The 25,617-nt window shown below is 71.0% G+C and carries 23 protein-coding genes; 10 read left to right on the top strand and 13 right to left on the bottom strand.

The genetic code is table 11. From position 1 onward, the window contains the following. From TN53_RS09720 to TN53_RS09705, 5 genes are all read right to left on the bottom strand, one after another. Positions 1-543, bottom strand: a 543-nt coding sequence (locus TN53_RS09720) for an ROK family transcriptional regulator (RefSeq protein WP_046258036.1), incomplete at its 3' end; no start/stop codon positions are given. 138 nt (positions 544-681) lie between these two features. Next, positions 682-1,362: a GntR family transcriptional regulator gene (locus TN53_RS09715; protein ID WP_046258035.1), complete on the bottom strand. Its 681-nt coding sequence runs from the start codon at positions 1,360-1,362 to the stop codon at positions 682-684. Positions 1,363-1,501: 139 nt separating this feature from the next. Continuing rightward, positions 1,502-2,449, bottom strand: coding sequence for a beta-ketoacyl-ACP synthase III (locus TN53_RS09710; RefSeq protein WP_046258034.1), 948 nt, complete (start codon positions 2,447-2,449; stop codon positions 1,502-1,504). A gap of 149 nt (positions 2,450-2,598) precedes the next feature. Further along, entirely contained in the window at positions 2,599-2,736 is a 138-nt protein-coding gene (locus TN53_RS47780) for an MFS transporter small subunit (protein WP_199924543.1), read from the bottom strand. Beyond that, positions 2,702-4,039: an OFA family MFS transporter gene (locus TN53_RS09705; RefSeq protein WP_046258033.1), complete on the bottom strand. Its 1,338-nt coding sequence runs from the start codon at positions 4,037-4,039 to the stop codon at positions 2,702-2,704. The genes TN53_RS47780 and TN53_RS09705 overlap by 35 nt, the downstream gene beginning before the upstream one ends. A gap of 297 nt (positions 4,040-4,336) precedes the next feature. Here TN53_RS09705 and TN53_RS09700 point away from each other — a divergent pair, with 297 nt between their 5' ends. The 5 genes from TN53_RS09700 (at position 4,337) to TN53_RS09680 (ending at position 11,166) form a co-directional block, all read left to right on the top strand. Further along, positions 4,337-6,256: a molybdopterin oxidoreductase family protein gene (locus tag TN53_RS09700; protein ID WP_046258032.1), complete on the top strand. Its 1,920-nt coding sequence runs from the start codon at positions 4,337-4,339 to the stop codon at positions 6,254-6,256. Between the two features lie 5 nt (positions 6,257-6,261). Continuing rightward, entirely contained in the window at positions 6,262-8,082 is a 1,821-nt protein-coding gene (locus TN53_RS09695; RefSeq protein WP_046258031.1) for an NADH-ubiquinone oxidoreductase-F iron-sulfur binding region domain-containing protein, read from the top strand. After that, positions 8,079-8,939, top strand: coding sequence for a 2Fe-2S iron-sulfur cluster-binding protein (locus tag TN53_RS09690; protein ID WP_046258030.1), 861 nt, complete (start codon positions 8,079-8,081; stop codon positions 8,937-8,939). Before TN53_RS09695 ends, TN53_RS09690 begins: the two co-directional genes overlap by 4 nt. 7 nt (positions 8,940-8,946) lie before the next feature. Continuing rightward, complete coding sequence (gene fdhD / locus TN53_RS09685; RefSeq protein WP_046258029.1) at positions 8,947-9,795, top strand: formate dehydrogenase accessory sulfurtransferase FdhD; 849 nt, start codon at positions 8,947-8,949, stop codon at positions 9,793-9,795. 114 nt (positions 9,796-9,909) lie between these two features. After that, the gene (locus tag TN53_RS09680; RefSeq protein WP_046258028.1) at positions 9,910-11,166 is read left to right on the top strand and encodes a DUF4185 domain-containing protein; all 1,257 of its coding nucleotides are present in this window, start codon (positions 9,910-9,912) and stop codon (positions 11,164-11,166) included. On the opposite strand, the gene TN53_RS09675 is transcribed toward TN53_RS09680, so the two are convergent. Further along, positions 11,102-12,145, bottom strand: a complete 1,044-nt coding sequence (locus TN53_RS09675) for a bile acid:sodium symporter family protein (protein ID WP_046258027.1) — start codon at positions 12,143-12,145, stop codon at positions 11,102-11,104. The two genes, TN53_RS09680 and TN53_RS09675, sit on opposite strands and share 65 nt — an antisense overlap. Positions 12,146-12,305: 160 nt before the next feature. On the opposite strand from TN53_RS09675, the gene TN53_RS09670 reads away from it, so the two are divergent. Continuing rightward, positions 12,306-13,169 (top strand): LysR substrate-binding domain-containing protein, encoded by an 864-nt coding sequence (locus TN53_RS09670; protein ID WP_046258026.1) that lies wholly within the window; start codon positions 12,306-12,308, stop codon positions 13,167-13,169. A gap of 19 nt (positions 13,170-13,188) precedes the next feature. Here the strand turns inward: TN53_RS09670 and TN53_RS09665 are convergent, their stop codons facing one another. Then, positions 13,189-14,172 carry an Lrp/AsnC family transcriptional regulator gene (locus TN53_RS09665; protein ID WP_095046394.1) on the bottom strand — a complete coding sequence of 328 codons (984 nt, stop codon included), beginning with the start codon at positions 14,170-14,172 and terminating at the stop codon, positions 13,189-13,191. Positions 14,173-14,281: 109 nt separating this feature from the next. Here TN53_RS09665 and TN53_RS09660 point away from each other — a divergent pair, with 109 nt between their 5' ends. The 3 genes from TN53_RS09660 (at position 14,282) to TN53_RS09650 (ending at position 18,807) form a co-directional block, all read left to right on the top strand. Continuing rightward, on the top strand, positions 14,282-15,781 hold the full coding sequence (locus TN53_RS09660) for an MFS transporter (protein WP_046258025.1): 1,500 nt from the start codon (positions 14,282-14,284) through the stop codon (positions 15,779-15,781). Positions 15,782-16,034: 253 nt separating this feature from the next. Beyond that, positions 16,035-17,861 (top strand): AMP-dependent synthetase/ligase, encoded by a 1,827-nt coding sequence (locus TN53_RS09655; protein ID WP_046258024.1) that lies wholly within the window; start codon positions 16,035-16,037, stop codon positions 17,859-17,861. Between the two features lie 109 nt (positions 17,862-17,970). Then, the gene (locus tag TN53_RS09650) at positions 17,971-18,807 is read left to right on the top strand and encodes an aldo/keto reductase (RefSeq protein WP_046258023.1); all 837 of its coding nucleotides are present in this window, start codon (positions 17,971-17,973) and stop codon (positions 18,805-18,807) included. A 140-nt stretch (positions 18,808-18,947) separates the two neighbouring features. On the opposite strand, the gene TN53_RS09645 is transcribed toward TN53_RS09650, so the two are convergent. The 3 genes from TN53_RS09645 to TN53_RS47215 all read right to left on the bottom strand — a co-directional run bounded on the left by TN53_RS09645 (position 18,948) and on the right by TN53_RS47215 (position 20,960). Then, entirely contained in the window at positions 18,948-19,892 is a 945-nt protein-coding gene (locus tag TN53_RS09645; RefSeq protein WP_199924542.1) for a DMT family transporter, read from the bottom strand. Between the two features lie 122 nt (positions 19,893-20,014). Beyond that, positions 20,015-20,716, bottom strand: a complete 702-nt coding sequence (locus TN53_RS09640) for an SDR family oxidoreductase (protein WP_046258022.1) — start codon at positions 20,714-20,716, stop codon at positions 20,015-20,017. 61 nt (positions 20,717-20,777) lie between these two features. Then, positions 20,778-20,960, bottom strand: coding sequence for a hypothetical protein (locus tag TN53_RS47215; RefSeq protein WP_159038109.1), 183 nt, complete (start codon positions 20,958-20,960; stop codon positions 20,778-20,780). A 102-nt stretch (positions 20,961-21,062) separates the two neighbouring features. Here TN53_RS47215 and TN53_RS49100 point away from each other — a divergent pair, with 102 nt between their 5' ends. Continuing rightward, positions 21,063-21,197, top strand: a complete 135-nt coding sequence (locus TN53_RS49100) for a hypothetical protein (RefSeq protein WP_267886531.1) — start codon at positions 21,063-21,065, stop codon at positions 21,195-21,197. Positions 21,198-21,200: 3 nt separating this feature from the next. On the opposite strand, the gene TN53_RS09630 is transcribed toward TN53_RS49100, so the two are convergent. The 3 genes from TN53_RS09630 to TN53_RS09620 all read right to left on the bottom strand — a co-directional run bounded on the left by TN53_RS09630 (position 21,201) and on the right by TN53_RS09620 (position 25,512). After that, positions 21,201-22,109, bottom strand: a complete 909-nt coding sequence (locus TN53_RS09630; RefSeq protein ID WP_046258021.1) for a class I SAM-dependent methyltransferase — start codon at positions 22,107-22,109, stop codon at positions 21,201-21,203. A 197-nt stretch (positions 22,110-22,306) separates the two neighbouring features. After that, the gene (locus tag TN53_RS09625) at positions 22,307-24,022 is read right to left on the bottom strand and encodes a glycoside hydrolase family 6 protein (protein WP_046258020.1); all 1,716 of its coding nucleotides are present in this window, start codon (positions 24,020-24,022) and stop codon (positions 22,307-22,309) included. A 59-nt stretch (positions 24,023-24,081) separates the two neighbouring features. Next, on the bottom strand, positions 24,082-25,512 hold the full coding sequence (locus TN53_RS09620; RefSeq protein WP_046258019.1) for a cellulase family glycosylhydrolase: 1,431 nt from the start codon (positions 25,510-25,512) through the stop codon (positions 24,082-24,084). Between the last annotated feature and the right edge of the window lie 105 nt (positions 25,513-25,617).

Here is a 25,617-nt window from a genome sequence, read left to right as displayed (position 1 = left end):
GACCATGACCGGGCAGCCCAGCTCCTGACTGAGCGCCTCCCGGACCGGGAAACCGTCCCAGCCCGGCATGATCGGCGGAGCCACCGGAACACCCTCGGGGAAGCGGACCGGCCCCGGCACGCCGATGCCGGCACCGTCGAAACCTTCCGCAAGCCCCGTCGCCTTCAACTTCGCGGCCATGGACAGGACTTGCTCGAAGACCGCGACCGGGCCCTCGCGGACGTCCATGGGCTGGTTGAGGTGCCCCAGGATCTCCAGCTCGGCGTTGGTGACGGCGACATCGATCGAGGTCGCGCCGATGTCCACGCCGAGGAAACGCAGGTTGGGGGCGAGCCGGATGTTGTGGGAGCGGCGGCCGCCGCGCGAGGCGGCGAGTCCGTCGGCCACGACCAGGCCCGTCTCCAGCAGCCGGTCCACCTCCACGGCCAGCTTGGACCGCGACAGGTCGACCTGATCGCCGAGCTGTGCACGGGAGTTGGGACCCCCGTCACGCAACAGCTTGAGCAGCCGGGCCTGATGAGAATTCGCGGGTCGCGCCGTCATCCGTCTCACGAGCCCCTCCCCGCCTCACTCGGCCGCCTGCCGTCGTGCTTTCGAGGGGAACGTAGCAGCGGCTGCCCCACCTGGGAAGAAGCTGTGCACGAATTGGTGCTGACTTTCTCCACTCGCAGGACAAAGGAGTCAGGACTTGGCCCGGGCGTGGTACGAGCGACGCGTGTGTTCCGTGTGTTCGCGCATGAGCTGCGTGGCGCGCGTCTCGTCACGGTCCATGATCGCGCCGATCAGTTCCCGGTGTTCGACCCAGGACTGCTGTCCGCGCTGCCGGGCGATGGGCGCGTAGTACCAGCGGACACGCCGGTCGACCTGCGCGGCGAGCTCGGCGAGAACGGCGTTGCCGGCCAGTTCCATGACCTTCGCGTGGAAACGGGCGTTGAGCAGGACCGCGGCGTCCACGTCGTCCGCGGCGACGGCCCGCATGCCCTGCTCCTGGATGTCGCGCAGGGCCTCGATGCCGGCCTTGGACGCGTTGGCCGCGGCGAGCCGGGCGGCTTCGGCCTCCAACAGCGTGCGGACGGTGAGGAGTTGGTCGGCCTCCTCCTCGGTGGGCTCATGCACGAACGCGCCCTGCGCGGGCCGCAGATCGACCCACCCCTCCGTGTTCAACCGCTGCAACGCCTCACGCACGGGCTGCCGCGAGACGCCGAGATGGCCGGCGAGCTCGCTCTCGACCAGGTGCTGGCCCGGCTGTAGCGCTCGGGTGGTGATGAGTTCGAGCAGCGCCTCGTAGACACGGTCGCGCAGCGGGCCGGGGCGTTCCAGTTTGGGCACCGCACCCTGTGGCAGTCCTGGCGTCGACAACATCGGTCGGTCCCCCTCCTGGGCAGCGCGAGACGACTGCAGTCCGAAAGTCGGCATGAATTGTCTTTCGTCTACAGCCTACGGCGCACCGTAGCCAGTCCGTCACGGAGTCGACCGCGTCACACCCCGTCGTACCGGCAGGTCACGGGCAGCGGACGACCTGTCCCGCGTACGACAGGTTCCCGCCGAACCCGAAGAACAGCACCGGGTCCCCGGTGGAGAGGGCGCCCTGCTCGACGAGCTTGGAGAAGGCGAGCGGGATGCTGGCCGCGGAGGTGTTGCCCGATTCGGCGACATCCCGTGCGACGACGGCGTTGACGGCGCCGATCCTCTCGGCGAGCGGCTCGATGATCCGCAGATTGGCCTGGTGCAGGACGACCCCGGCGAGTTCGTCGGGCGTGAGCCCCGCCCGCTCGCAGGCCTTGCGGGCCAGCGGCGGCAGCTGGGTGGTCGCCCAGCGGTACACGCTCTGCCCCTCCTGCGCGAACCGTGCGGGCTGCCCCTCGATGCGCACCGCGTTCCCCATCTCGGGCACCGAACCCCACAGCACGGGCCCGATGCCGGCCTCGTCGCCCGGGCCGCAGGCCTCCACGACGGCGGCCCCCGCCCCGTCGCCGACGAGCACACAGGTCGTGCGGTCGGTCCAGTCGGCCACGTCGGACATCTTGTCGGCGCCGATGACCAGCGCCCGGGTCGCGGCACCCGCCCGGATGGTGTGGTCGGCGGTGGCCAGCGCATGGGTGAAGCCCGCGCACACCACGTTGACGTCCATCGCGGCCGGCGAGGGGATGCCGAGCCGGGCGGCGACCCGGGCGGCCATGTTCGGGGAGCGGTCCACGGCGGTGGACGTGGCGACCAGGACCAGGTCGATGTCGCCGGGCGTGAGACCGGCGGCGGCGAGCGCCTTGGCGGCGGCGTGCGAGGCGAGCTCGTCGACGGGCTCGTCGGGTCCCGCGATGTGACGTGTGCGGATGCCCACCCGGCTTCTGATCCACTCGTCGCTGGTGTCGACCAGGCCCGCCAGGTCCTCGTTGGTGAGTACCTTGGCGGGCTGGTAGTGGCCGACGGCGGCGATGCGCGAGCCGTTCATTGGGTGGTCCCCCTCGTTGCCTTGGGTAGCGGGATCCACCAGTCTGATCAGTGACTCGCGGGTACGACGGCAGGTAACGCGACAGGAAACCGGCGCCAAGGTTGTCGGCTTCTGTCAGGCCCTCGGACGCCCGAACACTTCTGCGACGCTCACTTGGTGAACAGCTGCGTCGCCTTCTGCACGAGTTCGTACAGGCCATAGGCGAGCGGCGCTCCCACCCACAGCCAGGCGAAGGCGATCAGCGGACGCCGGTCAGGCGGACTCTGACTGCTGTCGTTCTGCGACATCGGCGGCCTCCCTCGGTGCGGGGATGTGGTGACGGACGTGGACGGGCCGGACCAGCTCGTTGGCGACGAAACCGATCGCGAGCAGCCCGATCATGATGAAGAGGGACATGGTGTAGAGGGAGGAACCGTCCTTGCCGGCCTCCTCCTGCCGGTCGGCGATCCAGTTCACGATCAGCGGTCCGAGGACACCGGCCGTGGACCAGGCGGTGAGCAGCCGGCCGTGGATCGCGCCGACCTGGTAGGTCCCGAAGAGGTCCTTCAGATAGGCGGGGATCGTGGCGAAGCCGCCGCCGTAGAAGGAGAGGATCACCAGGGCGCACAGGATGAACACCGGCTTGGACGAGTCGCCGACCAACGCGATGAGCAGATACATCAGCGCGCCCGCGCCCAGGTAGAGGCGGTAGATGTTCTTGCGGCCGATCAGGTCCGAGGTGGACGACCAGCCGATACGGCCCGCCATGTTGGCCGCCGACAGCAGCGCGACGAAACCGGCCGCGGCCGACACCGACACCGGCGTCGAGGTGTTCTGGAAGAAGTCCGTGATCATCGGGGCGGCCTTCTCCAGGATGCCGATGCCCGCGGTCACGTTCATGCAGAGCACGACCCACAGACACCAGAACTGCGGGGTCCGCACGGCATTGCGGGCGGAGACCTGCGGCCCCGCGAGAATGCTCGGCCCGCTGTCGCCGATGGGCTTCTCCGTGCGCGGCACCCGGACGAGCAGCACGCCCAGCGTCATGAAGACCGCATACGACAGACCGTGCACGAGGAATGCCGCCGCGATCCCGGAGCTGTCGGAGCCGAACGACTCCAGCATCTGCGCCGACCAGGGCGAGGCGATCAGCGCACCGCCTCCGAAGCCCATGATGGCGATGCCGGTGGCCATGCCCGGCCGGTCCGGGAACCACTTGATCAGTGTCGACACGGGCGAGATGTAGCCGATGCCGAGGCCGATGCCGCCGACGAAGCCGTAGCCGAAGACGATCAGCCAGTACTGCTCGGTGTACTCGCCGAGCGCGGAGAGCAGGAACCCGGACGAGAAGCAGATCAGGGCGACGGTCATCGCCCAGCGCGGTCCGTTGCGTTCCACGAGCGTGCCGCCGAACGCGGCCGAGAGCCCGAGCATGACGATGCCCAGCTGGAAGGGCAGCGCGCTCTGCGTACCGCTGAGGCCGAGCGCGGACTCCAGGGGCGGCTTGAACACGGACCAGGCATACGCCTGACCGATGGAGAGATGGACCGAGAGCGCGGCTGGGGGAACGAGCCAACGGCTCCAGCCGGCGGGGGCGACGGGGGGACTCATGATCCCGGACGGTAGGGAGAACCAAGGGAGTTGAGAAGGCGGCGCGTCGAAGGTATGCGATGAACGGTATGCAGCACGCGCCGAACGGTCGGACCGGCCTGTTTCCGTGTCGCAGCCACCACTGTGCGTACTCTTGTCGACACCTCGACCATACTGTAGACAATATGGGGTCGACGGCATCCGACATCGTGCATCCACTCCGCGGTACACCCTCGACCGAACGGAGCGCCACCCAGTGAAAGTCGCAGCCCTCCGCGCCGGAGCCATCAGCGACCTCCTCGCCCACCGGACCGCCGCATGACGGAACACCGGGCGAAGACCTACCCGCGCCTGACCCACCCGCTCGTCAGGGACACCCGCGACGAGCCGTTGCGCAGGGCGAGTCGGGAAGAGGCGCTGGACCGTGCAGCCACGGGTCTGCGACGCAACCGGGACGCGTTCGGCCTGCTCTCCTGCGCCCGGGCGACCAACGAGACGCACTACGTGGCGCAGAAGTTCGCCCGGGTCGTCATGGGCACCAACAACGTCGATTTCAGCGAGCGCGCCTGTCACGCCCCGAGCGTCGCGGGACTGTCGGCCGTGTTCGGTTCGGGTGGCGCCACCTCCTCCTACGAGGAACTCGAGCACACCGACGTCATCGTGCTGTGGGGCTCCGACGCCCGCCCGGCGCACCCCGTCTTCTTCCAGCACGTCCTGAAGGGGATCCGCGGCGGTGCCCGGATGTACGCGGTCGATCCGCGGCGGACGTCCACCGCTCGGTGGGCGGACGGCTGGCTCGGCCTCAACGTGGGCAGCGACATTGCGCTGGCGCACGCGATCGGCCGGGAGATCATCCACGCGGGCCTCGCCAACGAGGCCTTCATCGGGCGCGCGACAAGCGGCTTCGAGGAGTACCGGGCACTGGTCGAACCGTGGACGCTGTCTCTCGCGCAGAAGGTGACGGGCGTACCGGCCTCCGCCGTACGGGAGTTGGCGCACACCTACGCCCGCGCCGACCGGGCCCAGCTGTGCTGGAGCCTCGGCGTCACCGAGCACCGGGGCGGCACCGACAACGTCCGCGCCCTGATCAACCTCTCCCTGCTGACCGGCCACATCGGCCGCCGCGGCTCCGGCCTGCAGCCCCTCTCCGGCCAGGACAACGTGCAGGGCGGCCTCGACATGGGCGCCGTCCCCCACCGCCTCCCCGGCTTCCAGGACATCCTCGACCAAGGCGCCCGGCTGAGGTTCGAGTCGGCCTGGGGTACCGCCGTCCCGCCGCACTACGGGCTGAACATGACGGAGATGTTCGAGGAGATGGAGTCCGGCACCCTGCGGGCCGTCCACTGCCTCGGCGGGAACCCGGCCCGGTCGCAGCCGGACGGCGCGCGGACCGTCCGGCGGTTGAAGGCGCTCGACTTCCTCGTCGTACAGGACATCCACCTCACCGAGACCGCGGAACTGGCCGACGTGGTGCTGCCCGGGACGGCCGGCCGGGTGGAGAGCGAGGGCACAACCACCAACGGTGAGCGCCGGGTTCAGCGGGTGCGCAAGGCGGTCGAACCGCCCGGTGAGGCCCGCGACGACGTCGGCATCCTGTGCGAGCTGGCGCGGCGTCTGGGTCACGAGTGGAAGTACCCCGACGCCGAGGCCGTCTGGAACGAGGTGCGGTCGCTGTCCCCGGCCCACCACGGGATGACGTACGAGCGCCTGGAGCGCCACCATGGCATCCAGTGGCCGTGCCCCGACGTCGACGGGATCGAACCGCCTTTTCTGCACGGCAGGTTGTGGCAGACCGATCCGGCCGAGCGGGGCAGGCTCGCGCCGTTCGGCATCGTGCGGCACGATCCCCCGATCGACCTCACGGACGAGCAGTACCCGATCCGGCTGACGACAGGGCAGCGGCTCAGCTCGCGCAACACCGTGGTGCGGGGCGGGAGTTCCGTCTCGGATCTGAGGCGTGGCGAGTGCGTCGAGCTGTGTCCGGAGGACGCCGAGCGCCACGGGGTGGTGGTCGGTGAGAAGGTGCGGATCTCCTCGCGGCGCGGATCGGTCCTCGCACCGGTGTGGATCGACACCGCCCTGCGGCCGGGGCTCGCCTTCATGACACTGCGCCTCCCGGACGAGGTGGACACCGACCGGCCGACGGCCGGGGCCCCTTGCCCGATCGCGGGGACGACGGAGTTCCGGGCGACGGCCATCCGGATCGACAAGCTGCCCGTCGTGACGTACGTGGGGTGACGCGAGTGGACCTGCACTTCGGCGACAGCGAGCCGACGGACGACGAACGCGCGGCCGTCGACGAGCTGTTGGGGCCGCCCTCCTCCTTCTGGGAGGGCGGGGAACGCACCGAGGCGGACCTGCGGTGGTCCCGCGGCGGGCGGACGACCCGGGCCCGCCGCGATCTGCTGCTGCCCGGGCTACATGCGCTGAACCACCGCGTCGGCTGGATCAGCGAGGGCGCCCTCGCCTACCTGTGCCGACGGCTGACGGTACCGCCGGCACAGGCGTACGGCGTCGCCACCTCCTACGGCCACTTCTCGGTGCGGCCCCGTCCCGCGACCGTGCTCCGCGTGTGCACGGACCTGGTCTGCGCGGCGGCCGGGGCGGCGGAACTGTGTGCCGGGATCGAGGCGCGGCTGGGCCCGGACAGCGGGGTGGATGTCGAGCGCGGCGCCTGTCTCGGCCTGTGCGAGCGGGCTCCGGCGGCGCTCGTGGTCAGGGCGGGCGATCCGGTGCGTACGGCGGTGTCGGCGCCGGCGACCGTGCCCGCGGCCGTGCTCGCCGCGGTCTCCCCCGACTCGGCGCCCGAGGAACCACCGGCCGCCGACGCGGTGCCGCAGGCCGGGGGCGCGTCGCTGACGCTGCTGCGACGCGTCGGCGTGGCCGACCCGTCCTCGCCGGACGACTATCGCGCCCATGGCGGCTACGCCGCTCTGCGCCGGGCCTACGAGCTCGGCCCCGCCGGAGTCCTCCGCGAGATCACGGACGCCGGCCCGGTCGGGCGCGGCGTCGCCTTCCCCGCCGGCCGCACCTGGCTGGACGTGGCGTCGCGGCCCGACCACCCGCACCATCTGGTGTGCAACGCCGACGAGTCCGGGCCGGGCGCCTTCGGGAGCCGGGTGATCATGGAGGGAGACCCGTACGCGCTGGTGGAGGCGATGACGATCGCGGCGTATGCGATCGGTGCGCATACGGGATACCTCTACCTGCGCGACGCATACCCGCGAGCGATACACCGTATGCAATGTGCCGTCGACCGTGGACGCGCCCGTGGTCTGCTCGGCGACGACATCCTCGGCCGGGGCCATGCCTTCGACATCGAGATCCGGCGAGGTGCGGGCGCCTATGTCTGCGGCGAGGACACCGCCCTGTTCAACGCCATCGAGGGGCTGCGGGCCGAGCCGCGCCCCACTCCGCCCCACCCGGCGGAGAAGGGCCTGTTCGGCGGACCGACAGTCGTGGAGGACGTCGAGACGCTGATCCGCGTACTGCCCGTCCTGACCCGGGATGAGCCGGCGTACGCGGCCGCCGGCGCGGGCCGCCCCGTCGGGACGAGGCTGTTCTGTGTGTCGGGCAGCGTGGACCGGCCGGGGGTGTACGAGCTGCCGTTCGACACCACGCCGGGTGAGGTCCTCGCTCTGGCCGGCGTGCGCGAGGGCCTGCGCGCGGTGCTTCTCGGCGGGGCGGCCGGCGCCTTCGCAGGCCCTGACGAACTCGACGTCCCGCTCCCCCTCGACGGCACGCGGGAGGCCGGCACCGCACGCGGCTCCGGTGTCGTCATGGCCTTCGACGACACCGTGCCGCTGCCTCGACTGGTGTTGCGCATCGCGGAGTTCTTCCGCGCGGAGTCGTGCGGGAGCTGTGTGCCGTGCCGGATCGGGACCGTGCGGCAGGAGGAGGCGCTGCGCCGGATCGTGGAGCGGGCCGGCGCGGCCGCGGCGGACGATCTCGCCCTGCTCAGGGATGTCGGCCGGGCGATGCGGGACGCCTCGCTGTGCGGTGTCGGGCGGTCCGCGGGGAACGCCGTGGAGTCGGCCGTCGACCGGCTGGGGGTGCAGGCGTGACCGTGACAGCGCTGGGGATTCCGCGCCGGATGCTCGCGTTCACCCTCGACGGCGAGGAGACCAGGGTCCCCGAGGGTGCGACGCTCCTCGACGCCTGCCGGGCGGCGGGCACGGACGTCCCCGCCCTCTGCCACGGCGCCGCTCTCGCCCCGAGGAGCACCTGCCGCCTCTGTGTCGTCGAGGTCGAGGGCTCGCCCGCCCTCGTCCCGGCCTGCTCCCGCCGGGCCGAGCCCGGCATGGCGGTGCGGACGGACACCGAGCGCGTACGGCACAGCCGCCGGACCGTTTTGGAGCTGCTCGCCTCCTCGGTCGACTTGTCGATGACACCGGGCGTCGCCGGGTGGATCGAGGAGTACGGGGCCGAGCCCGAACGTTTCGGCCCGGGCGCGGCCCGGCTCGCCGCACAACCGAGACTCGACGACGACCTGATGGTGCGCGACCACGGCAAGTGCATTCTGTGCCGCCGGTGTGTGGACGTCTGCGGCGACCAGGGGCAGAGCACGTTCGCCATCGCTGTCTCCGGCCGCGGATCCGATACCCGCGTCACCGTGGAGTACGACGCCCCGCTCACCGACTCGGCGTGCGCGTACTGCGGGAACTGTCTCGACGTGTGCCCGACGGGGGCCCTGTCGTCCAGGTCGGAGTTCGACGGACGCGCGGCGGGCACTTGGGATGAATCGGCACAGACCAGGACGACGACGGTCTGTGGGTACTGCGGGGTGGGCTGCGGCCTGACCCTGCACGTGCAGGACAATGACATCGTGAAGGTCACCGCGCCGCACGACGACCCGGTGACCCGGGGCAAGCTCTGCATCAAGGGCCGTTTCGGCTACCAGCACGTACAGAACCGGGGCTGATCAGGACATGGGACGAGTCACGGAACGACGCAAGGTGATCCGCATCCGGGACGGGGCGATCTCGTCCCGCCCGGACACGCTGGTCGCCGAGGAACCGCTGGAGATCCGGCTGAACGGCAAGCCGCTCGCGATCACCATGCGCACACCGGGCGACGACTTCGCCCTGGCGGCCGGTTTCCTGGTCAGCGAGGGTGTACTGGCGACCGGATCCGATCTGCAGAACATCGTCTACTGCGCGGGGGCGACCGCGGACGGTTCGAACACCTACAACGTGGTGGACGTGCGGACCGCCCCCGGTGTGGTGATCCCCGACATCACCCTCGAGCGCAACGTGTACACCACCTCGTCCTGCGGCCTGTGCGGCAAGGCGAGTCTCGACGCGGTCCGTACGACGGCCCGCTGGCCCATCTCCGACACTCCCCCGGTCCGTCTCGAACCCGAACTGCTCGCGGGCCTCCCCGACCGGCTGCGCGCGGCTCAGCGGGTCTTCGACCGGACCGGGGGTCTGCACGCCGCCGCCCTCTTCACCGAGGACGGCGAACTCCTCGACATACGCGAGGACGTCGGCCGGCACAACGCCGTCGACAAGCTGGTCGGCCGCGCTCTCCAGAACGACGACCTGCCGCTGTCCCGCGTCGTCCTGCTCGTCTCCGGCCGGGCCTCCTTCGAACTCGCCCAGAAGGCGGTCATGGCCGGCATCCCCGTCCTGGCCGCCGTCTCCGCGCCCTCGTCCCTCGCCGTCGACCTCGCCGTCGAGACCGGTCTCACCCTCGTCGGCTTCCTGCGCGGCTCGTCCATGAACGTGTACGCGGGAGAGGACCGTATCGCCCTGCGGACCACGGCCACCCAGAGCTGACCGTGGCCCTCACGGCACACCGGCGAGTTCCGATGCCCCCGAGGATCAGCCCCGGGACGACGGTCCGCCGACTGCCCATGGACCGCAGGAGCAGGAGCCACTAACGTCCCGTGGGTGCCCGACGACGTACGAGCACGACAGCGGACGGGAACGGGGCTCGGCCTGCTGCTGGCCCTGGTTCTCGGGGCCGTGCTGCTCACAGCCCTGCCCGAGGACGACGATCGACAGGATGCGGGCGACTGTATACCGCATACCGTCGGCGCCTGGTCGGCGGACAACCGGCTCACCGGCGAGTTCGCCCGCTACGGCGACGACGCCACCCGCGCCGACGACTGGACCGGCGGTGACGGCACCCACTCGGTGCGGTTGCCGGACGGCCGGGTGCTGTGGCTGTTCTCGGACACCTATCTCGGCCAGGTGTACGCCCCGCCCAACCCGGTCGGCGAGTCCTTCGCCTGGCGGGACACCACCGCCCCGCTGGTCCGTAACTCGGCGGTGCTGATGCGCGAGGACCGGCTGGAGGCCACCCTGCCGGCCCCGCTCTTCCCCGACCCGGCACCCGACCAGTGGCGGTGGCCGGTCGCGGCGCGGGTCGAGCCGCGTGAGCCCGGGTCGCACGAGCAGGTCGTGCGGGTACTGCTGTGGGTGCGGACGGCGGGGGCGGCACCGTGGATCTACGGAACGCCCACCGCCACCGAGGTGGCCACGCTCTCGCTGCCCGATCTGCGGGTCGAGTCCATCACCAAGGTGTTCGACCAGCAGTTGGTCCCGGACGCCTCCCGGCGTGTCCTGTTCGGGACGACGCTGATCAAGGAGGACGGCTGGACGTACGTCTTCGGCGGCGACGACGGCCAGGCGGCGTCCCGGCCGGTGTCGTCGGCGTATGTGGCCCGGGTCCCGGAGGGCAGGCTCGGGGAGCCCTCGGCCTGGCAGTACTGGAACGGCTCCACGTGGGATCCCGGAGCCCACCCGGCCCCGGTGCTCGGCAACGAGCGCAAACGCACCGGGGTGGGCAGCGCCTACTCCGTGGTGCGCAAGGACGGCACGTACGTCCTGTTCACCATGGCGGCGGGCACCGCGGGGCTGACCACCGTCACCTCGTACTGGGCCTGCTCCCCCACCGGGCCGTGGCACGGGCCGACCAGGAACTTCGGTGCCGCGCTGCCGGACGGCGAGGTCGCCGCGTACAACCCGCAGGTCCACAGCGCTGTATCCGACAGCGCCTCCGGCGCGGGGAGCGGCGGCGGACGGCTGGTGCTCAGCTACGACGTGAACTGGCTGGAGCCGGCCGCCGCGGCGGCGCAGCTCAACCGGAACGTGTCCCTGTACCGACCGCGGTTCGTGACGCTGACGCTGAAGCCGCGGAAGTGACCTCGGCCCCCGGCCCCTCCCCCGTCCGCTCCTGCGGGCGCGGGTCGTGGGAGCGGCGCTTGGCGATCACCGCGCACACCATCAGCTGCATCTGGTGGAAGAGCATCAGCGGCAGTACCGCCAGCGACGCGTGCGCGCCGAACAGCACGCTCGCCATGGGCAGTCCGGAGGCGAGGGACTTCTTCGAGCCCGCGAACTGGATCGCGATCCGGTCCTCGCGGTCGAAGCGAAGCGCCTTGGCGCCGTACCAGGTCAGCGCGAGCATCACGGCGAGCAGCACGGCCTCGACCACGAGGAGTCCGGCCAGCCTCATCGGGCTCACCTGGTGCCAGATGCCCTGGACCATGCCCTCGCTGAACGCGGTGTAGACGACCAGGAGGATCGAGCCGCGGTCGACCAGGCCGAGGACCTTCTTGTGCCGGGCGATGAAGCTGCCGATCCAGCGGCGCAGCAGCTGCCCGGCGACGAACGGCACCAGCAGCTGGAGCACGATCTGGACGAGCGAGTCGGCGGAGAACCCTCCGGCGCTGCTGCCGAGCAGGGCGGCCGCCAGCAGCGGGGTGATGACGATGCCGACCAGCGAGGAGAAGGAGCCGGCGCAGATCGCCGCGGGCACGTTGCCGCGGGCCATGGAGGTGAAGGCGATCGACGACTGGATGGTCGAGGGAACAAGGGTGAGGAAGAGCAGGCCCTGGTAGAGCGGTTGGGTCAGCAGCACCGGGACGAGGCCGCGGGTGGCCGTGCCCAGCAGCGGGAAGACGAGGAAGGTGCAGGCCAGGACCGTGACGTGGAGCCGCCAGTGCTTGATCCCGTCCATCGCCTCACGGGTGGAGAGGCGGGCGCCGTAGAGGAAGAAGAGCAAGGCGATCGCGGCGCTGGAGGCCCCGGAGGCGACGTCCGCGCCCGTCCCGCGCGCCGGGAGGAGGGCGGCGAGGCCCACCGTTCCCAGGAGCAGCAGGATGTACGGGTCGATCGGCATCCAACTCGGCCAACGCAGGCGTTTCACGGTGCTCCATCTAGCTTGTGTCTGTCGGCGTACCGGGCCGCAGGGCCCCTCTTCATCGTCCTCCTCCGGCCCGCGATCGGGAATCCGGCATACGGCACTGACTGTCATCACGTTCCGCGATAAGCTACGGGCCATGTACGACCCGTCCCAGTTGCGTACGTTCCTGGCGGTGGCGCAGACGCTGAGCTTCACGCAGGCGGCCCGGCGGCTCGGGCTGCGCCAGTCGACGGTCAGCCAGCACGTACGGCGTCTGGAGGATGCCGCGGGGCGGCAGTTGTTCACCCGGGACACCCACTCCGTGGAGCTGACGGAGGACGGCGAGGCGATGCTCGGCTTCGCGCGCCGGATCCTGGACGTGCACGAGCAGGCGTCGGCATTTTTCACGGGTACCCGGCTCCGCGGCCGGTTGCGCTTCGGCGCCTCCGAGGATTTCGTGCTGACCCGGCTGCCGGAGATCCTGGAGGGCTTCCGCTACGACCATCCCGAGGTCGACCTGGAGCTGACCGTCGAGCTCTCGGGCACCCTGCACGAGCAGTTGGAGGCCGGGAAGCTGGATCTGGTGCTGGCCAAGCGGCGGCCGGAGGATCCGCGCGGTGAACTCGTCTGGCACGACAAGCTGGTGTGGATCGGCGCGGAACGGCTCCGCCTCGAGGCGGACCGCCCGGTGCCGCTGATCGTCTATCCCCCGCCGGGCATCACCCGTGCCCTCGCCCTGGAGGCTCTGGAGCGTCAGGGCCGCGAGTGGCGCATCGTCTGCACCAGCGGCAGCCTCAACGGCCTCATCGCGGCGGCCCGCGCCGGCCTCGGCGTGATGGCCCACTCCCGCGGCCTCGTCCCGCCGGGCCTGGTCCGCATGCCGGACCGCGCGGGCCTGCCCGAACTCGGCCGGGTCGACTTCGTCCTGGTCCACGGCCGCGGACGTACGGCGGCCCAGGGCGCGGCGGACGCGCTCGCGGCGGCGATCCTGACGGGCGGGGACCGGCTGCACCGGCGTTAGCCGGCAGGCGCCCCGTACGTCATCGTCCGGGCGCCTCGTACGTCAGCTGCTTCACCCTCCGCAGGAACGGCGTCGCCTCCACGTGCTGGACCCCCTCCAGCCGGCCCAGTGGCCCGCTGAGGTAGGCGTACAGCCCCGCCGTGTCCCTGACGACCGCGGTCACGACGAGGTTGGAGGGGCCGGCGGTGGCACTGGCGAAGGCGACCTCGTCGTGGCCGGCGAGGGCCCGGCCGACGGATGTGAGGGCGCCGGGTGCGGCGGTGATCCACAGGGACGCGGCCCGGGGGTAGCCGAGCGCCTCGGAGTGGTACTCGATGTCGATGTAGAGGGCCCCGGAGGCGAGCAGCGCGGCGAGGCGACGCTTGACGGCCGACTCGGAGCGGCCGGTGGCGCGCCGGAGTTCCGGAGAGCCCGCCCGCCCGTCGCGCCGCAGGACGGCGAGCAGGGGTTCGTCGTCCGGCTCGATGCTGGCCGCTTTGGACCCCGGTTCCGGGTGCGGGCGCAGGGCGGCGATCTGCTCGTCGTCGAGCGCGCCGAACTTCCTCGACCAGCCGGCCGGGCCGCCGTAGAAGCGATGGAGCAGCTGGTGGGCGCGGATGTCCACGACGCCCGGGGTGCGGGGCAGCTTGCCGAGCAGCAGTTCGTCGTGGTCGCCGGGGCCGCGCGGCCGGGTCATGCAGACGATCTCGGTGCCCCCGGAGGCCAGTCCGATCCAGGCCGTGTCCGGCCGCTTGGCGAGCGCGTCGCAGATGGCCGGCGCGCTGTCGGGCGCGCAGCGGAACCGGAGGATCCACTGGTCCTCGCCGAGGACGTGGGGGTCGCGCAGTGCGAGGACCCGCAGTCCCGCCTCGGCGCACAGCTTGCGGTAGCGACGGGCGATCGTCTGGTCGGAGGCCCCGAGCACCGCGCCGAGGCGGCTGAAGGAGGCGCGGCCGTTGACCTCGAGCGCCGAGAGCAATTGGAGGTCGAGGGCGTCCAGAACGGTGGATTTGAGCGTCAACATGCCTTCTCCTGTCGAGTTCCGGCGCTCGAATACCCATCTCCAGTGGGATCGTCCGCACCGGAGCCATCGTACGAAGCGTTACGCAGCCCACGGACGAGGAGTTGAGGACATGCGTACATGGGGGCCGCTCACCGCGGTGTGCCTGGGCACGTTCATGTTGTTGCTGGATGTGACGATCGCGATCGTCGCGCTGCCGGACATGGCGCGTGCGCTGGACGCGTCGCTGAGTGATCTGCAGTGGGTGATGGACGGGTACGCGCTGGCGCTGGCCGCGCTGCTGCTCGGGATCGGGGCCGCGGCCGATGTGCTCGGGCATCGGCGGGTGCATGTGGCGGGTGTCGTGCTGTTCGCGGTGGCGTCGCTGCTGTGCGCTCTCGCCTCCGGGCCGGGGACGCTGGTCGCGGCACGCGGGCTGCAGGGGGTGGGCGCGGCGGCGATGTTCGCGACGACGCTGCCGCTGCTGGGCTCGGTCTACCAGGGGCGGCGGCGGTCGGTGGCGCTCGGTGTGTGGGGCGCGGTGAGCGGTGGGGCGGCCGCGGTGGGGCCGGTGCTCGGCGGGCTGCTGACCGACGGGCCGGGCTGGCGGTGGATCTTCTACGTCAATCTGCCGGTGAGCGTGGCCGCGGTGTGGCTGACGCTGCGGCTGGTACCGAAGTCGCGGGCGGCGCGCGGGCGCCGGGTGGACTGGGCGGGCACGGTGACGTTCGCGGCGTTCGCGGGCGGGGTGACGTACGGGGCGGTGCGGGCAGGCTCGCACGGCTGGACCGCGGCCGGCACTCTCGCCTCCTTCGGGCTCGCGGCGCTCGCGCTGGTCTGCTTCGTCGTGGTGGAGCGGCGGGTGGCCGATCCGCTGCTCGATCTGCGGCTGTTCCTGCGGCCCGCGTTCTGTGGGGTGATGGCGGGGGCGCTCGCCTACAACGCGGCGGCGTTCGGGGTGATGGTGTACACCTCGATCTGGCTGCAGACCGTGCTGGGGATGAGTCCGGTGCGCGGCGGGCTGGTGTTCCTGTGGATGTCGCTGGCCGCGTTCGTGGTGTCCGCGGCCGGTGGCCGGCTGCTGCACGGGGTGCCGGTGCGGATCACCGTCGGGGGCGGGCTGCTGCTGATCGGTTCGGGGCAGTTCTGCATGGCGGTCCTGGACGCGGGCTCGGGTGCGGCGGCTCTGGTGCCGGGGCTGCTGCTGGTGGGTTTCGGTACGGGGCTGGTGGCGCCCGGTATCGCGGGGGCCGCGCTGGCCGCCGTACCGCCGCAGCGGGCGGGAATGGCCGGCGGCGCGGTGAACACGTTCCGGCAGCTCGGGTACGCGCTCGGGATCGCCGGTTTCGGTACGGCGCTGACCTCGCGGATGCGGGACACGCTGCCGCACGAGGCGGCGCACACGCTCGCGGGCGGCGGTGCCGGAGCGCTGCGGGGTGTCTTCCCGGAGCAGGTGCTGCGGGCCGCGTTCGCCTCGGGGCTCAACACGGCGGCGGTGACGGCGGGTGCGCTGGCGACGGTCGGCGGGGTGCTGGTCCTCGCCCTGGTCCGGACGCCGGGTGCCGACGAGGCGGGTGTGACGGATTCGGCCGCGAAGACGCTGACAGAGGAGACGGCAGCACGGCGGAACTGATCATTCCGTCAGCGGCCGTGAGCCGTAGGCGGGTCGTACAGATTCGGTGGAGATTACGGGACCGAAACTTACTCAACCGTCAGTTTTCTGTCCGACCCTTCCCCATGTGAGCGCATTTTCCGGCGCTGACCAGTGCGTACCTGAACAGGGCTCGGATTCGCGCCCCCTCCCGTCCCGTCGCCGGGTGGGGTAGCTTTCACGGCGCTGTGCGGAGCGTCACCAGGAACGGGGACCAGGGAGCGGGGAGCGGGGTTTGCGCGAGTTCACCAACCCTCCGTTGGCGTTGCCGGCCCCCGTGGGAGGACTGGCCGACGTCGTCTTCCGGCGTGCCCAGGAGGACCCCCTGCACATCGCGCTCGGCCGCAAGGACGAGCAGGACCAGTGGCGTGACGTCTCCTCCGCGGAGTTCCGGGACGAGGTGCTCGCCCTCGCCAAGGGGCTGCTCTCCCAGGGCATCCGGTTCGGCGACCGGGTCGCCATCATGTCCCGCACCCGCTACGAGTGGACCCTCTTCGACTACGCCCTGTGGGCGATCGGCGCCCAGGTGGTGCCGATCTACCCCACCTCCTCGGCCGAGCAGTGTTTCTGGATGCTCTACGACGCCGAGTGCACGGCCGCGGTCGTGGAGCACGAGGACCACGCGATGACGATCGCCACCGTCATCGACCGGCTGCCGCAGTTGCGCCAACTGTGGCAGCTGGACGCCGACGCCGTGCACGAGCTGTACGACGCGGGCGCCGCCCTCGACGACGACGTGGTGCACCGCCACCGGCAGGCGGTCACCCCGGACTCGGTCGCCACGATCATCTACACCTCGGGCACCACGGGCCGCCCCAAGGGCTGTGTCATCACCCACGGCAGCTTCATGTGGGAGGCGGACACGGTCGCCGAGCGCTGGGAGCCGGTGTTCCACTCCAAGAAGGGCGACGAGGCGGCGACCCTGCTGTTCCTGCCGCTCGCGCACGTCTTCGGGCGGATGGTGGAGGTCGCCGCGATCAGCTGCGGGGTCCGCTTCGGCCACCAGCCGCAGCTCAACGCCGCCGCTCTGCTGCCGGACCTGGCCGCGTTCAAGCCGACGTTCATCCTCGCCGTGCCGTACATCTTCGAGAAGGTCTTCAACGCCGCCCGCCGCAAGGCCGAGAAGGAGGGCAAGGCCGGGCCCTTCGAGAAGGCCGTCGAGATCGCGGTGAAGTACGCGGAGGCCGTCGAGGCCAAGGCCTGGGGCATCGGGCCCGGTCCTTCGGCGGGTCTACGCGTGCAGCACCAGCTCTTCGACAAGCTCGTCTACGCCAAGGTGCGGGCCGCGATGGGCGGCCGGATCCGCAACGCGATGTCGGGCGGCTCGGCGATGGACCGCCGGCTCGGGCTGTTCTTCGCGGGCGCGGGTGTGCAGATCTACGAGGGCTACGGCCTGACCGAGTCGACGGCGGCGGCGACCGCCAACCCGCCCGGACGCACCCGCTACGGCACGGTCGGCCAGCCCATCCCGGGCGTCACCGTGCACATCGCGGACGACAGCGAGATCTGGCTGCACGGCCCCAACATGTTCCAGTGCTACCTCAACAACCAGAAGGCCACCGACGAGACCCTGCACGACGGCTGGCTCGCCACCGGCGACCTGGGCTCCCTCGACGAGGACGGCTTCCTCACCATCACCGGCCGCAAGAAGGAGATCCTGGTCACCTCGGGCGGCAAGAGCGTGGCGCCCGGGGTGCTGGAGGAACGCGTCCGGGACCATCCGCTGGTCGCCCAGTGCATCGTCGTGGGCAACGACCGCCCCTACATCGCCGCGCTGGTCACCCTCGACCAGGAGGCCGTCGAGCACTGGCTGGCGATGCGCGGCAAACCCCAGCTGACCGCGGCCGAGCTGGTGCGTGACGCGGACCTGGAGGCGGAGGTCAGGCGGGCCGTGGTCGCCGCCAACACGCTGGTCTCGCAGGCCGAGTCGATCCGTACGTTCCGCATACTGGCGCAGCCGTTCACCGAGGAGCACGGGCTGCTGACGCCGTCGCTGAAGCTGAAGCGCAAGGCGATCGAGACGACGTACGCCGGCGAGGTCGAGGCCTTGTACCGGGCCTGAGCTTGTTTCCGGCGGATTCTGTCGGATTCGGCGGTCAGGAATGCATCGGGGCAGTTGATCGTTGACGATGGGAGTACCACCTGTCGGCAACCGTAAGGATCAAGAGCTCGTGAGCAGCAAGGTCCCCCCGATCATCCTCAACAACGGCGTGGAGATGCCCCAGCTGGGGTTCGGAGTCTGGCAGGTGCCGGACGACGAGGCCGAGCGAGCGGTCAGCACCGCTCTGGAGGCCGGGTACCGCAGCATCGACACAGCGGCGATCTACGGCAACGAAGAGGGCACCGGCAAGGCGATCGCGGCCGCCGGTCTCCCGCGCGAGGACATTTTCGTCACCACCAAGCTCTGGAACAGCGAGCAGGGGTACGACGCCACCCTGCGCGCCTTCGACACCTCGCTGGAGAAGCTGGGCCTGGACTTCGTGGACCTGTACCTGATCCACTGGCCCACTCCTGAGCGGGACTTGTACGTCGACACGTACAAGGCGTTCGAGAAGCTGCACGCCGACGGCCGGGTCCGCGCCATCGGTGTGTCCAACTTCGAGCCCGCGCACCTTGAACGGCTGATCGCCGAGACGTCCGTCATCCCGGCCGTCGACCAGATCGAGCTGCACCCGCACCTCCAGCAGCGCGCGGCCCGCGACTACCACGCGGAGCAGGGCATCGCCACCGAGGCCTGGTCGCCGCTCGGCTCGGGCAAGGGCCTCCTGGAGGTCCCGGCGATCGTGGCCATCGCGCAGAAGCACGGGCGCACCCCGGCGCAGGTCGTCCTGCGCTGGCACCTCCAGCTGGGCCTCGTCGTGATCCCCAAGTCCGTGACCCCGTCCCGGATCAAGGAGAACATCGAGGTCTTCGACTTCAGCCTGGACACCGAGGACCTCGCGGCGATCAGCGCGCTGAACGAGGACCGTCGGCTGGGCCCGGACCCGTCGACGTTCAACGCGGCCTGACGGCACGGCGTTTCGGGGCTGAGGGGCAGCGCCGGCAACGACACGATCTACGCCCAGAACGGCGAGGTGGACATCGTCCTCGGCTATGCCGGCCGCGACCGCTGCTACGTCGTGTCCGGCTGCGAGGTCAAGGTGTTCGGCTAGGCGTCACGAGGGGCGTCCCCCGCGGAGGGGGCGCCCCGCCGACCGGTGACCGTGGCGTACGCGCTGACCAGGATCAGCGCCGCGCCGGCCCACTGTGCGAGCGTCGGCCGCTCCCCCAGCACCAGCGCCCCCAGCGCCAACGCGCCGACGGGCGTGAGGAGCAGCAGGACCGCGCCGACGTGGCTCGGGAGCCGGGGCGAGTAGACGGCGACCATGAGCCAGCCGATGATGCCGCTGGTGACCGCCGCCAGGGCGAGCCAGGCCAGGGTGCCCGCCGGCGGGGCGAGGTCGAGGGCGCCCCAGGCCCAGCCGCCGAGGGCCGAAGCGACGGTGGCCGAGAAGACCACTGCGGTGTACGTCGTACGGACGTGGCCGTGGAAGCCGCCGCGGCGCAGCAGGAACAGGAAACCCGAGTAGCTGAGAGCCGCCAGGATCGCGTGCAGGGTGCCCGCCCCGGGGTCGCTGCCGCTCGCGCCCTTCTCGAACAGCCCCCCGGTGAGCACCACACCGGCGATCAGGACCGGCAGCCACAGCAGGAAACGGCCCGGGACCTGCTCACGGTCCACCGCCCAGGCCAGCAGCGGCACCAGGACGACCTGCACATTGACCAGCACGGTCGACAGCCCCGCGCCCACCTCGCTGATCGCCTTCGTCCACAGCAGCATGTCCCCCGCGAACAGCACTCCGCCCGCCAGTCCGTACACCAGCTGCCGCCGCGGCGGCGGGCCTTCGCGCCGGTACTCCGGGAGGACCAGCAGCACCAGCGCGGGCAGCGCGAGCAGACACCGGTACACGGAGGCCGTACCGGCGTCCGCGCCGGACAGTTCGATGCACACCGGTGACACGGCCAGCGTCAGCGCCGCGACCGCCTGCCCGCCGCGCGGGCCCATGGGCTCCCGGGACAGGTGCAGGCGGTCTCGGACGGCGTCGGTACGTGCCACGGAGCGGGGTCCTCACGACGGTTGCGGAGATCGCCCGCGTACCCGCGCACCGACGGTCCATGCATCGGCCACCGGTCCGCGCGAAGAACACGCGGACCGGTACCGGCCCGACCGTTCGGTCGTCAGTTGGGCTGACCGATCGGCCGTACGACCACGGTGTTGACGTCGACGCCCTCCGGCTGCCGGATGGCCCACACGACCGAGTCGGCGATCTGGTCGGCGGTGAGGAGGTGGCCGGGCGGGAGGCTGCCGTAGCTGTCCCAGAAGGGGGTCTCCACCCGGCCCGGCGCGATGTGGGTCACGCCGACGCCCCACTCGGTCACCTGGCGCCGGGTGTTCTCGGCGAGCCCGGTCACCGCCCACTTCGTCGCCCCGTAGATGTTGCCCGGCCCCGGCACGAACCCGGCGACACTCCCGACCAGCACGATCCGGCCGCGCGTCTCCTTCAGGGCGTCGATGGAGGCGCGGATGAGCAGCGCCGGGCCCAGGACGTTGGTCAGCACCATCTCGGTCCAGCCGGCGGGGTCGCCCTCGGCGACGGAGTCGTGGGTGGCGAAGCCGGCGTTGGCGACGACGGTGTCCAGTCGACCGAATTCCTTGAGCGTACGGTCGACCGCCGACCGCACACTGTCGTAGTCGGCCGCGTTGCCGACGAGCGTCAGCAGTTCCTCCGGGTTGCCGAGTTCCTCGGCGAAGCCGTGCAGCCGCTCCTCGCCGCGCCCGGTGACGGCCACCCGGTGGCCCGCCGCGAGCAGTTGCCGGGCGACCGCGGCGCCGATACCGCTGCCGCCGCCGGTGATCAGTGCGACCGGAGAGTCGGTCATGGTTACCCCCTGTGGTGTCCTGCGGATGCCGGGGAGTAGATCACTTGGAGCATTCTCGAAGTCAAGTGCCGCAGGTGGCACGGTAGTCGGCGGGCGGGAAGCAGCGGCGCCACTCGGTGGCGGTCAGACCGCCCCCCGGCCCGCGCGCGCACCCGGTCCGCCGCGCGCCGGGGCCCAACGCGGCGACTCGGTCGGCGAGATGCGAGGTCGTGATGTGCAACCGGCCGTTGTGCATCTCCCCCACCTGCACCACCCCGTCGGGCGCGCTGCCCCCGAGCAGGGACCCGTCGCCCGGATCCGGGCCCGGACGCCGGCGGCGACGCGCCTCGTCATGGTGAGAGAACCAGTGGGTCAGCCACTCGACCAGACCGCTCGGGAGCAGGCCAAGCGACGGGTGCTCGCCGAGCACTTCGTGCGGTGCGGCACCCGCCGGGTGCAGGGCGTGGAGATCAGCGTCTGCGCCCGGCCGGGCCGCTGCTGATCGTCAGACGCCGCGGGCGGCCGTGTGCACCGTGCGTGCCGCCAGGACGAAGACGTCCGGCCGGTGGTGGATGCTCGCCTTGTCGTCGGGGTCGACGAGCCGGTCGAGGGTGGCTCTGTCCTCGGCGTCGAGGCGGTCGCCGACGACCTCGCGCATCCGGGTCAGGGTGTTGACGGCGACATGGCGGGCCCGGTCCGTGGTCGGGGCGGGCAGGTCGAGCAGGAAGCTGCGGGTGCCGGTGTGCTTGAGGCCCACGGAGGCCAGCAGCGCCGGCCAGTCCTCGATCACGTCGACGGTGCCGGGCAGGCCGGCCCGCATCTCGCTGAACCAGTCCTCGTGCAGCGCGTCGAGCCGGGCCTGGAGTCCGGGGCGGCCGATGCCGATGTCGCGCGGCAGGTACCGGGTGGGCAGGCTGCCCTCCAGCAGGGCCAGCGTGCCGCCGGGCGCGAGCCGGTCGGCGAACGAGGCGAGGGCGGCCCGCTGATCGCCGAGGTGATGCAGGCTCCAGCTGGCCCAGATCAGGTCGGCCGGGTACTCCAACTCCTCCAGTACGCCGGGCAGTTCGCCGGCGAGGGTGCCGAACCGGTCCGCGACGCCGAGCCGGCCCGACCGGTCCCGGGCCCGCTCGAGAAGCGGCTCGGAGCCGTCGACGGCGACGATCCGGGCGCCGGGGAAGTTCTCGGCGAGCAGACAGGAGGCGACACCGGGTCCGCTGCCCGCGTCGACGACGAGCCCCGGCTCGGTCTGCCGCTTGGCGAGCCAGGCCATCGCCCGTTCGTACATCGGCATGTACAGCTCGGCCTGCTCCTCCAGCATCGGGGCCATCTCGGCCCAGTCGATGTCGGTGTGATCGTGGGAGTGGCCGTGGTGGTCGTGGGTGTGGCCGGGTTGGTCGTGGTGGTCGTGCGCCATGGGGGTCAGCCTCTCGTCCGGGTGCGGCCAGCGTGCGCCGACGCACCGTGGGGAGGCCACCACTGTTGCCGGGACGGCAAAAAACCCGCCGGGCCCGGCGCGGGAGAACTGAAGGACCCGGCGGACCCCCGCGCCCCCGAAGGGGCGCGGGGAACTGCGCGACCAGCCACAACGGCCCCGCAGCCGCATTCACGGTGTTACGACAGCGGCGGGTACGCGTTGGTCATCAGCTGCTGGAACTGTGCCGAGAACCAGTGCCCGGACAGCGGCGCGTTCGGCAGGGCGCCGGACAGGCTGTTGCCGTTGCGCGGGTTGCCCGTGTAGGTCGGGTCGCACATCCGGTCGAAGCCCTTCCCTTCGTCGTTGGGGATGGCAGAGCTCGAACCGTCGGACTCACCCGGGGGCTTGATCCACACGTAGGCGTCGATCCCGGCCGCGGGGCTGGCCTGCGGACGCTCACCGAGTCCGGCTCCGGACTGGTTGCACCAGTTGCCGACGTGGATACGACGGTCGTAGCGGCCGCCGTTGACGTAGGTGTCGACGTCCGTCGTCGCTCCCGGTCCGGCGGGCCGGGCGGTGCCGCCCCAGCCGTTGCGGGAGGTGTCGATCAGCATGCCGATACCGGAGTTGAAGCCGGTGGTGACCAGCTGGTTGCGGAACGCCTGGGCGAACGACAGCTCGTCCACGTACCGGTTCCAGTCGACCCACTTGGACTCGCGGACGGACTTGCCGGCCACGGAGTCGTTGATGGTGTAGTTGTTCTCCTTCAGGGCGCTGTAGTTGGCCGTGTTGGCGATGAAGCCGTGCACGTCGTTGACGGTGGCGCCCTCGGAGGTCGCGGCCTCCTTCATCACGGTGGCGCTGGCGGCGAAGTTGTCGTCCCAGCCGATCCAGCCGTGGTGTCCGGCGTCGATGTAGTTGTAGACGTTGGCGACGTCGCCGAGCTTGTTCAGGGCGTAGCCGACGCCCTTCTGGTAGTTGCCGTTGGCCTTCATGACGTCGCACTGCGGGGTGGCGGTGGGACGGCTGCCGGTGTTGGTGACGAGGTTGGGCAGCGAGTCGATCTCGATGGTGGTGACGATCCGCAGTCCGGCGTACTTGGAGTCGGCGAGGATCGCGGCGATCGGGTCGATGTACTGCGTCTTGTACTTGTCGATCTCCGTGGGGCCGAGCTCACCGTTGGAGGCGAGGGCGGCGCAGTCACGGCCGGGCAGGTTGTAGATGACGAGCTGGACGACCAGTTCGCCGGAGCCCTTCTGGGCCAGGGCCGCGTCCAGGTGGGCGCGCAGGCCCATGCCGCCGTTCACGCCGTTGATCGCGGCGATCCGGTCCAGCCAGACACCGGTCGGCTGGTTGGAGATACGGCTGCCGCCCGGCTCGGCGGCGGCCTTCGCGGACCACTCCGGATTCACGTACACCTTGGCGCCGCTGTACGGGTTGTCGACCCGGGTGCCGGTTCCCGGGCCCGGCGGGTCGGTCGGCCCGCTGCCACCGTCGTCGACGTTGCAGGTCACCCCGTCGAGGGTGAAGGTGGCCGGGATCGCGTTGGTGCCGCTGTAGGTGCCCTGGAAGCCGAAGCTGGCCGAACCGCCGGTGGCGAGCGTGCCGTTGTAGCTCTCGTTGGCGGCGGTGACGGCCGTCCCGCTCTGGGTGACCTTCGCGTTCCAGCCGTTGGTGACCTTCTGGCTTCCGGCGTACGACCACTTGACCGCCCAACTGCTCTTGGCGGCGCCGTTGTTGGTGACCGTGACCGCGGCGGTGAAGCCGGAGCCCCAGTCGTTCTGGATCTTGTAGTCCACGGTGCAGGGTATGGCGGCTGCCCCGACGTCCGCGGGGTTGACGGCGAGCGCCGTCCCGGAGGCCCCGGCGACCAGGGCCATGGCTGCGAGGAGCGCGGTTCTCGTACGACTCATGAGTGCGGGTTTCCTTCTTTCGCTGCGAGGTTCTCGGATTCCGGTCGTGTGAAGGGGGGTTATCCGTTCAGGGAGCGCAGGTGGTCGCGCAGCCCGATGCCGTACGCCGTCGGCGTACCGTCGTAACTGGAGATCAGAGCGGGACCCGAGGTGCAGCTCCATGTGTTCCAGGTCCAGCCCAGGTAGGACAGGCCACGGTCGTCGAACCACTTCATGACCTGGTCGATGAACGCGTGCCCGCAGGTGTTCTCGCCGATCTCCCCGGCGACCAGCGGCACTTGGGCCGCCACCGGGGCGAGCTGGGAGTTCCAGCAGCTTTCGTTGGCGCAGGTGTTGAAGTTGTAGACGTGCCAGGCGGCCGCGAGATTGTTCTTCGGGTCGCTGGGCCTGTACGTCAGCCATTGGCTGAGGTCGTTGGAGTACGCGATCCCGCCGGCGAGGATCAGGTTGCCGGCGCCGGTCGCCCGTACGGCGTCGACGAGATCCTGCATACCGGCGACCTCGTAGCCGATGCCGGAGCAGGTGCCGCCGTCCCGCCAGCACTGCCACGCCTGGGTGGTCGTGGCGGTGGCGCGGTCCGGGTAGGGCTCGTTGAACAGGTCGAAGACGACGGTCGGGTCGGCTTTGAAGGTGTTGGCCACCGACGTCCAGAAGGACGGGGTGTACTGCATGTCGGGCATCGGCTTCTGGCAGCTGGCGTGCACGTCGGAGCAGCCCGCCGAGTTGCCCGTGTACTGGCCGTGGGTCCAGTGCAGTTCGAGTATCGGCGTCATGCCGTTCGCCTTCACCTTCGCCACCAGGTCCTTGACGGCGTCGATGTAGTGCGAACCGGCGTACTCCGGCTTGATGTTGGACAGGCCGAGCCAGCACTCCTCGTTCAGCGGAATGCGGACCGTGTTGGCGTTCCAGTCGGCGATCGCCCTGATGGCGGCGTCGTCGACCGGCCCGTCCCAGATGCCGTAACCCTGCACGCACATGAACTCGCCGCCGGAACGGTTGACGCCGAGCAGACGACGGGTGGTGCCGTCGGCGTCCACGAGCTTGTTCCCCAAGGCTCTGAGGACCGGCGGTGTTCCGTCACCGGTGTCCGGAGGATCGGTCGGTGTCGGTGTGGGTGTCGGCGTGGGCGAGGGGTCCACGTCGACGTTGCAGGTCGTGCCGTTGAGCTTGAACGAGGTCGGTGACGGGTTGCTCCCCGACCAGGAGCCGAGGAAGCCGGCGCTGACCTTCGCGCCGGTGGCGAGCGGGCCGTTGTAACTCTCGTTGGCCGCCGTCACCGTCGTACCGGACTGGGACCACTTGGCGTTCCAGCCCTGGCCCAGCTTCTGTCCGCCCGCGAAGTCGAAGGCGAGACTCCAACTGCTCACGGCGGAGGCGTTGTTGGTGATGGTCACGGCACCCTGGAAGCCGGTGTCCCACTGGCTGGTGACGGAGTACTCCACCGTGCACGCGGGGGTGGCTCCCGACGCCGTGACGACCGGAACCGACACGGACCCGAGGAGGGTCACGGCGCCGGCGACGGCTACTGCCTTACCCCGGGGGATAACCCCCGGACCCCCAGCAGAAAAACGGGCCAGCCGACGTGACCGGCGCGT

It is taken from the genome of Streptomyces sp. WM6386 (assembly GCF_000972385.1).
GTDB lineage: Bacteria > Actinomycetota > Actinomycetes > Streptomycetales > Streptomycetaceae > Streptomyces.
This window is presented reverse-complemented; position numbering and strand designations above follow the sequence as displayed.